Source organism: Collinsella acetigenes (genome assembly GCF_012844445.1).
In the GTDB taxonomy this organism is placed as follows: Bacteria; Actinomycetota; Coriobacteriia; order Coriobacteriales; family Coriobacteriaceae; genus Collinsella; species Collinsella acetigenes.
This window is the reverse complement of sequence record NZ_JABBCP010000004.1, coordinates 115,418-128,188: the sequence shown is the minus strand read 5'-3', so window position 1 is coordinate 128,188 and position 12,771 is coordinate 115,418. Positions and strand designations below refer to the sequence as shown.

At 56.3% G+C, this 12,771-nt stretch carries 11 protein-coding genes; 5 read left to right on the top strand and 6 right to left on the bottom strand.

Annotation, left to right across the window (positions count from 1 at the left end):
* Window positions 1-456: 456 nt before the first annotated feature.
* The 4 genes from HF320_RS06440 to HF320_RS06425 all read right to left on the bottom strand — a co-directional run bounded on the left by HF320_RS06440 (window position 457) and on the right by HF320_RS06425 (window position 3,849).
* Window positions 457-1,659, bottom strand: coding sequence for an MFS transporter (locus HF320_RS06440; protein WP_169277596.1), 1,203 nt, complete (start codon window positions 1,657-1,659; stop codon window positions 457-459).
* 169 nt (window positions 1,660-1,828) lie between these two features.
* The gene (locus HF320_RS06435; protein WP_169277595.1) at window positions 1,829-2,365 is read right to left on the bottom strand and encodes a hypothetical protein; all 537 of its coding nucleotides are present in this window, start codon (window positions 2,363-2,365) and stop codon (window positions 1,829-1,831) included.
* A gap of 222 nt (window positions 2,366-2,587) precedes the next feature.
* A complete protein-coding gene (locus HF320_RS06430; protein WP_169277594.1) occupies window positions 2,588-3,043 on the bottom strand; it encodes an SWIM zinc finger family protein in 456 nt (151 codons plus the stop codon).
* Between the two features lie 104 nt (window positions 3,044-3,147).
* Complete coding sequence (locus HF320_RS06425; RefSeq protein WP_169277593.1) at window positions 3,148-3,849, bottom strand: transglutaminase-like domain-containing protein; 702 nt, start codon at window positions 3,847-3,849, stop codon at window positions 3,148-3,150.
* A gap of 390 nt (window positions 3,850-4,239) precedes the next feature.
* Between HF320_RS06425 and HF320_RS06420 the strand changes: the two genes are divergently transcribed.
* Window positions 4,240-4,770 (top strand): flavodoxin family protein, encoded by a 531-nt coding sequence (locus HF320_RS06420; RefSeq protein WP_169277592.1) that lies wholly within the window; start codon window positions 4,240-4,242, stop codon window positions 4,768-4,770.
* A gap of 545 nt (window positions 4,771-5,315) precedes the next feature.
* Here the strand turns inward: HF320_RS06420 and HF320_RS06415 are convergent.
* Together HF320_RS06415 and HF320_RS06410 are read right to left on the bottom strand one after the other, a co-directional pair.
* Window positions 5,316-6,431 (bottom strand): HAMP domain-containing sensor histidine kinase, encoded by a 1,116-nt coding sequence (locus HF320_RS06415; RefSeq protein ID WP_248276653.1) that lies wholly within the window; start codon window positions 6,429-6,431, stop codon window positions 5,316-5,318.
* Window positions 6,432-6,463: 32 nt separating this feature from the next.
* Window positions 6,464-7,156, bottom strand: a complete 693-nt coding sequence (locus HF320_RS06410) for a response regulator transcription factor (protein WP_169277590.1) — start codon at window positions 7,154-7,156, stop codon at window positions 6,464-6,466.
* 129 nt (window positions 7,157-7,285) lie between these two features.
* On the opposite strand from HF320_RS06410, the gene HF320_RS09215 reads away from it, so the two are divergent.
* The 4 genes from HF320_RS09215 (at window position 7,286) to HF320_RS06390 (ending at window position 12,765) form a co-directional block, all read left to right on the top strand.
* Window positions 7,286-7,375, top strand: a complete 90-nt coding sequence (locus HF320_RS09215; protein WP_022094046.1) for a CD1871A family CXXC motif-containing protein — start codon at window positions 7,286-7,288, stop codon at window positions 7,373-7,375.
* Window positions 7,368-8,270: a 4Fe-4S binding protein gene (locus HF320_RS06400; RefSeq protein WP_169277589.1), complete on the top strand. Its 903-nt coding sequence runs from the start codon at window positions 7,368-7,370 to the stop codon at window positions 8,268-8,270. Before HF320_RS09215 ends, HF320_RS06400 begins: the two co-directional genes overlap by 8 nt.
* Before the next feature lie 29 nt (window positions 8,271-8,299).
* Complete coding sequence (locus HF320_RS06395) at window positions 8,300-9,271, top strand: TlpA family protein disulfide reductase (RefSeq protein ID WP_169277588.1); 972 nt, start codon at window positions 8,300-8,302, stop codon at window positions 9,269-9,271.
* Window positions 9,272-9,525: 254 nt separating this feature from the next.
* Complete coding sequence (locus HF320_RS06390) at window positions 9,526-12,765, top strand: ATP-binding cassette domain-containing protein (protein ID WP_169277587.1); 3,240 nt, start codon at window positions 9,526-9,528, stop codon at window positions 12,763-12,765.
* The last annotated feature ends 6 nt before the right edge of the window (window positions 12,766-12,771 follow it).

The window sequence follows — 12,771 nt, the reverse complement described above, 5'->3', positions numbered from 1 at the left end:
GCGGATTTGAAATGAGTGGCGGAACGAGTGGCGGTGAAACGTGCACTTTGAGATGACTGGCGGTAAATCGTTCATTTTGTTGCCGAGTTTAGTTTCGTAGGGGGCTTCGGGTCCGAGCGGGGTCCAAACGAGTGGCGGTAAATCACTCGTTTTGAAATGAGTGGCGGAGAAACATGCGTTATTCGGCCGATTTCGGCCCTGAGACGCTTCAAAATCCGCCACTCATTTAGAAATGCTTGAGAAACCGCCACTCGTTCAAAGCGGACGATGCCGGTAGACAGGTGGCTTCTCAACCATATGCTGCTGCGAGGACGTCTTTTTTCTTGGGCGTCTTGTTGGCGCATTTTACGCACGGTCTTTACGTACGGGCTTTGTCTTTTGCGAGGCCGTCGAATAACAGACATTGACGTTCGCCGCGCGTCGGGCGTTCCTCGTACAGAACGTGCCGATGCGCGGCTAATGGCTAGCGAGATTCTTGCTAAACGACGTATCGGAATGACGCGCCCATACCGCGTAGATAAAGACACTTACCACGCAGGCCAGCGAGACGATTATCCACATACTCGAATAACCCATGGCGGTAATCAACGAACCCGCGATGCCACCACCCAGGCCGTAGCCGATGTCGTAACCGCATAAAAATGTCGAATTGGCTGAGCCGCGCGTTTCATCGGTTGAGGTATGAACCGCCATCGACTGCAACGAAGGCTCGAGACCGCCAAAGGTGTAGCCGGCAAGCGCTGCGGAGAGGATGTACATTGCCGTGTTGGGGGCGAGGGCCAAAAGCAAAAAGGCTACAAGCATCGCCGCGTTGCAGGTGTAGACGAAGATGGCTTCGCCGCGCTGGTCGACCAACTTGCCCAGCGTGATGCGCACCACCAGGAGCATCACCGACATTACGATGAAGTAAATTGACCCTGAGGGCAGGGAATTCTCGGCTGCAAAAATAGCGACGAAGTTTTCCAGGGCGCCAAGGGTCAGCATGAAAACGAACATGGTTGCCGTAGCAGGCAGGGAGTCGCGGTTGATGATGGTTCGCAGGTCGAGCTTTTTCTTAGGGACATCTACCTTGCGCGTGCGCACAAAGGCAAAAAGAACAAGCCCAAGTCCCGCGATGCCAGCGGCGACAGCATACAGCGTGCCAAATCCAAAGCCTTCCATGAGGCTAAGGCCCAATGCCGGTGCGATTGCCGAGGCCAGGGCGGTTGCCATGCCAAAATAGCCCATGCCCTCTGCAAAGCGGGGGCGGCAAATCACATCGGAAGCAACGGTTGCTGTGGTCGAATTAGAGAAGGACAGACCGACGCCGTGAAGCATGCGAAAGGCGATGCTCATCGAAAGGACCGGCACGAATGCATAGCCCAGCGGTGCGGCACCCAAGAGGAGCAGGCCCGCCACAAGTGCTACTTTGCGAACGCCGTTATCGAGCCACCAGCCTACAAACGGTCTGATGATCACGGCCACAAAGGCAAAGGCTGCCGCGCAGACACCTGCGATGGCTTCGCTACCACCTAGGCTTTGGATAAAGAACGGGAAGGTGGAGAGGGTCATGATGTGGTTGGTGAAGACGCAGAGATTCACCAGGATGATGAGCACTAGATCGCGTGTCCATAGTTTTGCGGCAGGCTTGCCGGCGTGCGCAGTTTTTTCTGTTGACATAAAAAATCCCTCCTAGACGGGTTTGATAGGACCGTCCAGCAGGGATTGAATGCGCGCGATGCGAAAAATGTCACAGCTGAACGGCGAAGCCATCAATTGGACTTACGCACGGAGCAGCTCATTGACGTGTTGAAGTATATCGAAGACAGAGCCGGTTTGGCATGCATCTTTATGCTTTGGCTTCTTCTGCCGCCCTTGTTTCTCCCATGTGCGAGAAAAGCGCTCCAAAGACAAGACGCGTGACAGGAGACGCTGCAAAGAGGTTCCATAACAGTGCCATAGGGAAATTTTTGACAAGCGTGCCTACCCAGATACCCGGAAGTTGGCTTACGGGCATGCCTGCGAGAATGATGTTGAAAAGGATGCTTGCAACAAGGCTCATCGTGGGGCACGTGACAAGGACGGTGCAGCAAGAACGAATGGTCCCCTGGACAAAGGCACTGTCGCGCTCAGGGTCGATGAGGCGTTTGGCCAGGGATGCGCCCCCGCGCGTGCCCCACAGATTTGAGAACAGGAAGACAAAGATCCACATGTACGACGCTTCTATAAAGGCATCGGCGAAGACATCGTTGGTCATGTTGGAAAAGCCGCCCGCCATGATGGGGATGCCCAGTTTCCAGGCCACGTTGTAGACCTCCATTCCATAGGCCATCGTGATGGACATGAGGATTCCAAAGATCACGCCTTGCACCTTGTTCTTTGGCATGAATTTCTCCTTTCTTGTGGGGGTTCGCGCGGCATACCCCTAACAAACAAAAGCGTGCGGTCACCCCGAGGGGCAACCGCACGCTTTGCTTACTACACTGTATTTGCCGCGGGGGAGTGACGCCGTTGGACATCTGCCGCGGCAGCTTCGTGCTACACGCAATAGCCACTCTAGCATGCCTGTGTTGCGTGCTAACAGAATCAACACGAGGGTACGAGGGCATTACCAACGGCTGTACTGGTCGCGCGAATCTAGTTCCTCGAGCGCGTTGATGAGTTCCTGCTGGAGTTGTGCTTTCGTTAGCTTCGAAACGTACGAGACGATCTCGCGATGTCGCTCTTCTGCCTCGCGTTTTAAGGCTGCGTTGTAGAGAAGCTCTTCCAGTTCGACCTCTCGAAGAAAGTCCCTCTCGGCATTGGGAACGGCTTTGAAGAAAAGCGCGACCTTGTGCTTGCAGATGACTGCTCGGTTCTTCGCGTGCGGGCAGTCGCACGTGGAGCTGCGCGGATGGTCCAAGGACAGTCTGACGTGGTACGGCTGCTCAGCCGAGCCCTGCACAGTCCCTTCAAACCAGTTCCCCTCGGCTTTTTCGCAAGTGAGAACCTTGCCCGCGCGGTAGATGCCAAGGCCGCGCCAGGCCGATTTTGCGCTGGCAAGATTGATTACTGGGTGATACATGTGCGGCTCCTCTGCGAGATGATGGGTCCGTGCCCGTTAATTACGAGCTGCCTGTGGCCAGCTTGAAATCGCTCGGAAAGTTGTGGCAGCCCATGGGGTTCCGTCTACATTCTGTTGCGAATCTTCTTCACGTTTCGATTCATGAGACGCCTGCCAAGATATCGGTAGGCGAACGCCTTTATTGCAGACATTGCCTGGCCATGTTCTTGCAGCAGGTCGTCTGGACAGTCGTAGATTCCAAGGTTGCGGGTGATGCCTTCGCTTTGGATATAGGTGTCGTTACAGTCGAAGTCAATCGGCGGGTGCTTGAAGTCCTTGACGGCGACGCCGTAGCCGCAAAACGCGCCGGCACATTCCGGGTGGGCTGCTTGTAGGCTTCCCAGATAGCCCTTATCGAGGATAAAGCCCTCCAGCTCGTACCAACGCCCGTCGAGAAGGACTTCGACCCAGCTGTGAAGGATTTCTTGCGGTGCGTTGCGATAGACGATGCCGGTCATGGCGCCCTTTTGCAGCTTTTTGTCGATCATAAAGCCGTGGACTCGGCAGGGGATGCCGCAGGGACGCAGCAGTGCCATGAAAAGCGTCCCCTTGGTATTGCATTGGCCAAAGCCGTCAGCGAGGACACGTGATGCGGGGATGCTGTCGTCGATGTTGTAGCCAAACAGTATCTCGTTGCGTACGTAGTTGTAGATAGCCCGCACCCGCTCTGTTTCGGGAAGTTCGTTCCAACCGTGTCTGTGAATCAGCGCCTGAATGGAGGCGCTGCCGTAATCGAGCATCGGTGTTTCCCGCAGGTATCGATCCATGGTGCGCCCTTCTTCTCCTGGCTTTTGCTCATTGTACGGGAAGGACAGCCTGGGTCTATCGTGGGCGGGCGTCGGTTTGGATGCAGGCGACGAGTGGCGGTAAATCACTCATTTTGAAACGAGTGGCGGAGAAACGTGCGTCACTCGGGCGATTTCGGCCCGAGGATGTTTCAAAAACCGCCACTCGCTGAGGAATGCACGAAAAACCGCCACTCATTCGGCGCCATTCAGGGCGAACGCTGCGGCTCCTCCCGGCCGAGCCGTAGGTAGCTTCTCCCGGGTGCGCTGCAACTTGTGCTTGTATTCCATCTCGCCCGCATTTCTCTTTTTGGGTAGAACAAACAAACCTATGTGCCGTACGCCTGTGGCGCTCAGAGAGGAGAAAACAGAATGAATATCGTTGTTTTGAGTGGCAGCCCGCGCAAGGGAGCCAATACCGACATCATGGTCGAGGCGTTTGCCCAGGCCGCGCGCGAGCGGGGGCACGCCGTCGAGGTCGTGCCCGTGGCGCGTAAGAGAATCGCCGGTTGCCTGGGTTGCAAGTACTGTTTTAGCCACGAGGGGGTTTGCGCGCAGAAGGACGAAATGGGCGATGTTATCGAGACGCTCAAGAGCGCCGACATGGCAGTCTTCGCTTCGCCTATCTATTGGTTCGATGTCACTGCGCAGGAGAAGGCCGCCATCGATCGCTTGTATGCCTTTGGCGGAATCGGTTTCCCCTTCCACAAGACGGCGCTTTTGCTCGATAGCCATAGCGATGGCGTTTACGATGCGGCAATCGCGCAGTACAAAGCTTCATGCGCGTATTGCAACTGGGAAGACCAGGGCATCGTTACCATCAGCGGTATGACCGAGCGCGACAGTATGGCAACCTCGCCCAAGCTCGACGAGGTTCGCGCCCTTGCCCGCAAGCTTGTCTAGCGATGCATGTGAATGGGGCGTGCGAGTGGGGTCGAGTCTCCTTCGTGCGCCCTTTGTTTGAGAAAGACGAGGTACTAGAGTCGAAGGACGAGGTGCTAGGGTCGTTATATCGATTCGCGACCAAACGAGTGGCGGTAAATCGCTCATGTATGAATGAGTGGCGGATAAACGTGCATCATTCGATTGATTTTGCTTTCTAAAAGATTCAAAAACCGCCACTCGGTGGAAAATGCTCGAAAGACCGCCACTCATTTCGAGGTCACGTGTGGGGCCGTGCCCGGGCCGTCGCCTGAGAGACGGTGGCCGGGACTGTTGTCTAACGCTGCTACTTGATTCCACTGCCTAAGGCTGACAGCTGGTGCCATGGAGCACACAGCCGCCCCTCTGCTCGCTTGGGTGTTCGCTGCCTTGGTGCCATCACCCGCGACCGCCTCGAGGCGCTGCGCGATGCCGACGTGATCGTCCGCGAGGAGAGCTTCTACTCTTTTAAGCGAATTGCATTGACAAAGGGGTCCTGCGCAAACGTGTGCGGGACCCCTTTCGTTTTACTGTTCGGTTAACGCTGCGGATCGTTTTGGAAGGCTTACGAGCATGGTGGTCCCGTTCTCGGAACTTGCTTCGACCTCTACAGCGCCACCGTGAAGCGCTGCAATCTCCCAGACAAGTGCTAATCCGAGCCCTGCGCCGCCGTATGCTCTGCTGCGGGATTTGTCGAGACGAAAAAACGGCTGGAAGATGCTCTCTCGGTACTGCTTGGGTATTCCAGGGCCCTGGTCCTTGACTCGCAGGAACACGTGGCTATCGGTATCGCAGATAGAGACGTTGACAGTCGAGCCGGGGTGACTGTAGCGGATGGCGTTTTCGACCAGATTAAACACCAGCCGATAGAGGAGCGTATCACTTCCGATTGCCAAAGCGTCCCCGGTGCAATCGAGGGCTACGTCCTTATTTTCGGCAAGCGGCGCAAGGTCGGTGAGGACCTCTTCGGACAGGGGGCCGAGTTCAACATCGTCCCCGCAAGGGACGCCGCGGAGCTCACTCATCTCGAGCAATACCTTGGTCATTCTCGACATGCGCTCGGTTTGTTCTTGTAGCAGGCCGAGCAGCTCGGCTGTTTCGGGTTGCAAACCGGAGTGCTCGGAGATGAACAGTTCAATCTGTGCTTGCATAAGGGCGAGCGGGGTGCGCAGCTCGTGTGCGGCGTTGCCGGTAAACTGACGCTGTGCAGAGAACCCTTCGCCAAGACGGGCGATCATGTCGTTGAAAGAGGCGCTGCATCGTTGTAGCTCGGTGGGCACATCTTCACTGAGCCTGATTTCGCTTAGGTTGTCAGGCTGCACACGCTCAACCTGGGCTGCAAAAGCCCGTAGCGGTTTGAGTGCACGGCCACTCACAAAGTATGCCAGCACGCCGCCAAGGAGTGTGACTCCAGCCGTGATGTACCAGGCCGTCGTGCCAAAAGACTCCTGTGCGTCGTTTACGACGATTGTGACCTTGTCATCGAGGGTCGCTTTCGTTGGGTCGAACGCCTGGGGCGAATCTTCGCCGGTTGCGTTAAAGGCCGAGATGTCACTGCCGATGGCATCCATGTAGCGCATGCCCGTATAGCCGACCAGGCAGTTCGTCAGCACGCACACCGTACACGTTAGCAGTGCCGTCATAATCGTTATGCGCCATTGCAGCGAAAGCCCTTTCATTCGCTATCCTCCATAACGTAGCCCTCTCCAATCCGATTGCGAATCGGGTCGTATCCCAAAGCGTTGCGTAACTTTTTTCGAAGTGAGGAGATGTGCACACGCGCCGCATTGCTAAAGCTGTTGACGCTGCTGTCCCATACATGCTCGATAAGCTCTTCCTGGCTCACCGGCCGCCCCTGGTTAAGCATCAGGTATTCCAAGATGCCGGTCTCCTTGCGCGTGAGGGATAGGGCCACGCTGCCCACGGAGGCGACGCGTGCCTTAGTGTCAAAGTTTAGCGATCCGCAGGTCAGGACAACATCGCTTTGCGTAAAGCGCCTGAGCGTGAGGCTGCGGATGCGCGCCGCCAGCTCGTCAAGATGAAACGGTTTGGTGAGATAGTCGTTGGCACCCGCATCGAGTCCCGCCACCTTGTCGGCAACCTCGCCGCGGGCCGAGAGCACGAGCACCTTGGTTTCGCAGTCGGTTTTCCTAAGTTCCCTGAGTACGGTCATGCCGTCGATGCGGGGGAGATTGAGGTCGAGTACCACGAGGTCAAAGACTTCGACGCCCAGCAGGTCGAGCGCCTCCTGTCCATCGTGGCAGCAGTCGACGCTGTATGCCAGGTTTCGCAAGCTGCGTGCGATTGCGTCGCACAGCGCCCACTCGTCTTCGACGATCAAAATACGCATAACAGTCTCCTTGTACATTCCAAATCGCGCTTAACACGGATTTTATGGTCGATATGGTCCAATGGTCGCGTAACGAAAGGAGTGGTCAGGTTGTTCAAAGCGGTAAAACCCGTGGTACAGGTCGCTTTGTTGATCGTCGGAATTGCCATGGTGTGCTTTGGCGTTATGCGTGGCGAGGCGGATGCCGTGCTGGCCAAAGCGATTAGGCTGTGCTTGGAGTGTATCGGAATTGGATAAAAGAGAAAACACTGCGTCGCATGTTTTGGCCCGATTTCGCGGATTCATTCAGGCGGCGGCGACGCTCATCACCAACATTCACCTGCCAAACTTTGCCAAAGGCGGCATCTATCAGGGCGCGGGAAAAACAGTCTGCGTACCCGGACTTAATTGCTATTCGTGCCCCGCGGCATCGGGTGCGTGCCCCATCGGGTCGTTCCAGTCGGTAGTAGGTTCATCCAAGTTCAACTTTTCTTACTACGTCACCGGTACGCTCATTTTGCTCGGCGTGCTGCTGGGACGCTTTGTATGCGGCTTTCTGTGCCCGTTTGGCTGGCTGCAGGAGCTGCTTCATAAGATTCCCGGCAAAAAGCTTTCGACAAAAAGGCTCAAGGCGCTTACGTATATCAAATACGTTGTGCTGCTATTTGCCGTGGTATTGCTGCCTGTGCTGGTGGTCAACGATCTGGGGATGGGAGATCCGTTCTTTTGCAAGTACATCTGTCCACAGGGTGTGCTCGAGGGCGCCATTCCGCTGGCCATCGCCAACGCCGGCATTCGATCTGCGTTGGGGCAGCTCTTTACCTGGAAACTTGCTGTTCTCATTGCCGTGGTGCTGCTGAGCGTTTTGTTCTATCGCCCCTTCTGCAAATGGATTTGCCCGCTCGGCGCATTCTATGCGCTCATGAATAAGGTATCCCTGCTGGGAATCCGGGTCGATGCATGCAAATGTGTCTCGTGCGGCAAGTGCTCAAAGGTTTGTCAGATGGACGTTGATGTGGTCCGCGCGCCCAATCATGCCGAATGCATCCGGTGCGGAAAGTGCATTGGGGCCTGTCCCGTCGATGCCATCAGCTATCGCTATGGCCTGGATGTGTCGGCGGAAAAGCTTCCCTTGACCGCTGATAAAAAGTAAACAAGCTTCGACAAAACGGAGGAATGACTATGAAGCTTTCTAAGATTGCAGCCCTGTTTATGGTGCCGGTATTGGCCTTGTGTCTTGTGGCATGTTCGGCGCCCGGTGGCAATGCGAGCGAATCTGCGAGTTCCGATCCTAAGATCGCAGAACTCACTGCGCAGAAGCCGACCAATGCCGACGAGGCCGCCGAGTTGTATGCGAAACTCATGAAAAAGGAGAACGATATCCTTTCGAGTGATAACGCGCTGTGGGAAAAGGTATTCAATGCGGCAAATAAAGACTCGGCAATGATTGAGGACGGTAGCAATTACGGCGATTTCCTGCTCAAGACCATCGACGGCGCCAAGGATGAGTTCACGGCGGATGAGCTTAAGACGCTCAAGGCCGGCGCGCAGCAAATCAAAGAGATTGAGGACAAGCTCGAGAGCTTGGAGAAGGAGTTCCCCGGCTGTGGAAGCACGCCGAGCGCAGGCGAGTGCGTCGACGCTTCGGACGCGGGTATGACGACTGATGCCAATGCTTCGAGCGAGGCGACGAAGTTCCCCAGCTTTACGGGCAAGGACCTGGACGGCAACGACGTGAGCAGCGACGAGCTGTTCTCTAAGAACAAGGTCACCGTCATGAACTTCTGGTTCACCACTTGCAAGCCGTGTGTGGGCGAACTGGGCGATCTTGAGAGCCTGAATAAGGAGCTTGCCGAGAAGGGCGGTCAGGTCGTGGGCGTCAATTCTTTCACGCTCGATGGTAACAAGGACGAGATTGCAGATGCCAAGGACGTGCTGAAGAAGAAGGGCGTGACGTATAAGAACGTCTGGTTCAAGTCGGACAGCGAAGCTGGCAAGTTTACGTCAAATCTGTTCTCGTTCCCGACAACCTACGTTATCGACCAGAACGGCAACATCGTAGGGGATCCAATCGTGGGAGCCATCAGCTCCGCCGAGCAGCGCGCAGCGCTCGATAAGCTTATTGACCAGGCGATTGCGAATAGCGAGCGGTAGAAAACGCGTAAAGCATGGCGAGGATCGTGCGCCGCCGTGCGAAGTGGTCCGCTGCCTTTCAAGATAAGCTCCACCATATAGAGGCCCCGCTCGGGGCCTCTTCTTTTGGGCACCATTTCGAACGTTTTTTGGCGCGCTTCGTTACATTCCTCACTGATGACGGCAAAAAATGGGGATAGAGTAGGACAAACACGTCGAATACGAACGGCGGGGGAGAGCGGGCGAGTGCGCCCGCGTGGGAGAGGTTGCCGTCCATGCTGGAGCTCAAAGGTATTTGCAAGCGATACGTTACGCAGTCGTTTACGCAGGTGGCGCTCGACAGCGTGAGCTTGGCGTTTCGCAATAACGAGTTCGTGGCCATTCTGGGTCCCTCGGGTTCGGGCAAGACCACGATGCTCAACGTTATCGGCGGACTCGACCACTTTGACTCGGGCGATCTGCTTATCGACGGTATTTCGACCAAGGACTTTCGCGATCGCGATTGGGATGCCTACCGCAATAACCGCATCGGCTTTGTGTTCCAGAGTTATAACCTTATCCCGCATCAGACCATCTTGGAAAACGTCGAGCTGGCGCTTACGCTCACGGGCGTGGGACATGCCGAGCGTCGCCAGCGTGCGCGCGAGGCGTTGGAGAAAGTCGGTCTGGGCGAGCACGTTAACAAACGCCCGAGCCAGCTTTCGGGCGGACAGATGCAGCGCGTGGCCATCGCCCGCGCCTTGATCAATGACCCTGAGATCGTCCTTGCCGACGAGCCGACCGGCGCCCTCGACTCCACAACATCCGTGCAGGTCATGGACCTGCTCAAGGACGTTGCGCGCGACCGTCTGGTCATCATGGTCACGCACAACCCGGAGCTTGCACACCAGTACGCTACGCGCATCGTAAACCTTGCCGACGGCAAGATCACGCACGATTCCGACCCCTTTGACGTGGCTAAGGCGCAGCGCCGCGAGGCCAAACCCACGCGCAAGACGTCCATGAGCTTCCTCACGGCGCTGGGACTCTCTGCTCGAAACCTCATGACCAAGAAGGGCCGCACCGCCATGACGGCCTTTGCGGGCTCGATTGGCATCATCGGTATCGCTGCGATCTTGGCGCTCTCGAACGGTGTGAACAATTACATCAAGAAGGTCGAGGAGGACACGCTTTCGAGCTACCCGCTCACGATCTCCCGTCAGGATTACGACCTTTCCACCATGATGGACGGCCACGGCTCCGCCGCTTCAGGCGACGCCGACGCTCAAGATACCGAGAGCACGCCCAAGAAAACCGACAAGATCCCCGTGGTCACGGCTGTCAAAGACATGTTTGCGAGTGTCAAATCCAACGACATGACGAGCCTCAAAAAATGGCTGGACGGCGGTGGCGACGGTATTGATGAGGACGTCAACGCTATCCAGTACAACTACGGCGTTACCCCCATCGTCTACCGTGCGGATACGGGTGACGAATCGCCTGTCAAGCTCGTGCCCAATGCCATGACCGCCGCGATGAGCGGCGGCGCCAGTTCGGCTGCCACGGCCAGCATGAGCTCCATGGGTACAGATGTTTTTAACGAGATGATCGATGATCAGAATCTTCTCGATTCGCAATATGACGTTGTGGCGGGCCACTGGCCCACGGCTGCCAACGAGGCGGTGCTTGTACTTTCGAGCCGTGGCACCGTGGGCGACTACACGCTCTACAGCATCGGTGCCCTGGACATTGACCAGCTCAACGACCTTGTTGCGAGCGCCATGTCGGCAGACGGCGAGGTAGAGACGCCGGATACCGATGTCGATTTCACCTACGAGGATGCACTTTCCACTACGTTCAAAATCCTCTCGCCCTCCGATGTCTATCGCAAAAATGCCGAAGCGGGCACTTGGACCGATATGTCTGATGACGCCAACTTCATGGCGAGCAAGGTTGACTCTGGCATTGATCTGCGTATTGTTGGCGTGGTCAAGCCTAACAAGACAGCCAATTCCTCTGCGCTTAGCCCGGGCATCGCCTACACGCATGCTCTGACGCTCCAGCTTATGGAACGCGCCGCTAACTCTCAGATTGTGCAGGAGCAACTTGCGCATCCCGATACCGATGTCTTTACCGGCAAGACCTTCGACGAGCTGCAGGGCGAGGCCAAGCAGGGTGTGGACGTGGGCAGCATGTTCTCGGTCGACGAGGCCGCGCTCAAAGGCGCATTCTCCTTCGATACGTCCGCGCTCTCCGGTGCGGCCGCCGGCATGGATCTTTCCAATGTTGACCTCTCCGGGCTCAACATCGATCTTTCTGGCATAGGCAATAATATCGATTTCACCGACATCATGGCCAAGGCGCCCACGCCTGACCTCTCGGGCATCTTTGACGGCTTGGAGCTCACGCCCGAGCAGATGCAGCAGGCGGGCGCTATCGCCAATCAGCTCTTTACGGGCTTTATGCAATCGGAGCAATTCCGCGCCCTTTCGCCCGACGATCTTAAAGACGCGTCGAAACTCGCGGGTGCATTCACGGCATACCTTGAGCAGGATGCGACTGCCCGGCAGTACGTGGCTCAGCTCAAGGCTCTGGGCGGTGACGCTTTGGCCGAGCGTTTGCAGCAAGCTATGACCGATTACGTGCAAAACCAGCTTGCGCCTTATTTCCAGCAGGCCATGGCCCAGATCATGCAAGAGATAAGCGACGAGATTGCAGCCACGGTTTCGTCACAGCTCAAAGCCGGTGCTGCAGGCATTATGGACCAGATGGCGACACAGATGTCGTCCAACATGTCCAGCTTGGCAAGCGCCTTCCATGTAGATGCCGCCGCGTTTGCAAGCGCCATACACTTCAATATGGATGCCGAGGACCTGAGCTCCTTGATGATGAACTACGCTAAGGCCTCAAAGCTCACCTATGACAACAACCTCACCACGTTGGGATATGCCGACGAGGACAATCCCGTTTCTATCAAGATCTTCCCGCACGACTTTGAGGCGAAAGAGCGCGTGCTTGCGCATATCGACGATTACAACGAGCGGGCAAAGGCCGGCGGCCATGAGGACCAGGTGATTTCCTACACCGACTACATGGGTATCATCATGGGATCCGTGACCGATATCGTGAACACGATCAGCCTGGTGCTTATCGCTTTTGTGAGCATCAGCTTGGTGGTGAGCTCCATCATGATCGGCATCATTACGTATATCAGCGTGCTCGAGCGCAAAAAAGAGATCGGCATTTTGCGCGCCATCGGTGCTTCCAAACGAAACGTTGCGAACGTCTTTAATGCCGAGACCTTTATCGAGGGCTTGATAGCTGGCGTTTTTGCCATTGCGGTGGTGGTTATCGTGAGCTTCCCGGTTAATGCCTGGGCGCTGGAAGCTAAGCAGGTACCCAACCTTATGAGTCTGCCCGTTCAAGACGCGCTCGTGCTTATTGCGATTTCGGTGGTGCTCACGGTGGTTGCCGGCCTGCTGCCAGCTCGAAGTGCCTCAAAGAAAGACCCGGTGGAGGCACTGCGCTCCGAATAGGCGCAC

What these genes read in the sequence shown, in the direction of transcription:
- HF320_RS06420 (WP_169277592.1), top strand. Translation starts at nt 4,240, where the DNA reads ATGAATATCGTTGTTTTGAGTGGCAGCCCGCGCAAGGGAGCCAATACC.
- HF320_RS06390 (WP_169277587.1), top strand. Translation starts at nt 9,526, where the DNA reads ATGCTGGAGCTCAAAGGTATTTGCAAGCGATACGTTACGCAGTCGTTT.
- HF320_RS06395 (WP_169277588.1), top strand. Translation starts at nt 8,300, where the DNA reads ATGAAGCTTTCTAAGATTGCAGCCCTGTTTATGGTGCCGGTATTGGCC.
- HF320_RS06410 (WP_169277590.1), bottom strand. Translation starts at nt 7,156, where the DNA reads ATGTACAAGGAGACTGTTATGCGTATTTTGATCGTCGAAGACGAGTGG.
- HF320_RS06435 (WP_169277595.1), bottom strand. Translation starts at nt 2,365, where the DNA reads ATGCCAAAGAACAAGGTGCAAGGCGTGATCTTTGGAATCCTCATGTCC.
- HF320_RS06440 (WP_169277596.1), bottom strand. Translation starts at nt 1,659, where the DNA reads ATGTCAACAGAAAAAACTGCGCACGCCGGCAAGCCTGCCGCAAAACTA.
- HF320_RS06415 (WP_248276653.1), bottom strand. Translation starts at nt 6,431, where the DNA reads ATGACGGCACTGCTAACGTGTACGGTGTGCGTGCTGACGAACTGCCTG.
- HF320_RS06425 (WP_169277593.1), bottom strand. Translation starts at nt 3,849, where the DNA reads ATGGATCGATACCTGCGGGAAACACCGATGCTCGATTACGGCAGCGCC.
- HF320_RS09215 (WP_022094046.1), top strand. Translation starts at nt 7,286, where the DNA reads ATGGTGTGCTTTGGCGTTATGCGTGGCGAGGCGGATGCCGTGCTGGCC.
- HF320_RS06430 (WP_169277594.1), bottom strand. Translation starts at nt 3,043, where the DNA reads ATGTATCACCCAGTAATCAATCTTGCCAGCGCAAAATCGGCCTGGCGC.